This is a genomic window from Vibrio sp. 1078-1 (assembly GCF_033340475.1).
The window spans coordinates 1-523 of sequence record NZ_JAWOWM010000872.1 but is presented as its reverse complement, the minus strand read 5'-3'; the positions used below and the strand labels follow the sequence as shown (position 1 = coordinate 523).

1 protein-coding gene is annotated in these 523 nt (G+C 51.1%); it reads left to right on the top strand.

Annotated features, from left to right (window positions below; all coding sequences use genetic code 11):
• Positions 1-523: zinc finger domain-containing protein (locus tag R7190_RS30560; RefSeq protein WP_318138303.1), on the top strand; the 523-nt coding region annotated here is incomplete at both ends.

Below are 523 nucleotides of genomic sequence, written 5' to 3'. Positions count from 1 at the left end.
GAGTCTGCGGCGGACAAGTTTAAAGAAGTAAAAGAAGCGTACGAAGTTCTAACCGACTCTCAGAAAAAAGCGGCTTATGACCAATATGGCCATGCTGCTTTTGAACAAGGTGGCGGTGGTTTCGGCGGCGGCTTTGGTGGAGGCGGTGCTGACTTCGGCGACATCTTTGGTGATGTGTTTGGCGATATCTTCGGTGGCGGTCGCCGTGGTGGCGGTGGTCATCGTGCGCAACGTGGTGCCGACTTACGTTACAACATGGAGCTAACGCTAGAAGAAGCCGTTCGTGGTGTAACTAAAGAGATTGAAGTTCCGACACTGGTTCACTGTGACTCTTGTGACGGTAGCGGTGCGAAGAAAGGCTCATCAGCGGAAACATGTGGTACCTGTCATGGCCATGGCCAAGTGCAAATGCGTCAAGGTTTCTTCGCTGTTCAGCAAACCTGTCCTACCTGTCATGGTAAAGGTAAGATCATTAAAGCCCCTTGTAATGAGGGTCATGGTCAAGGTCGCAAGCAAAAAACGA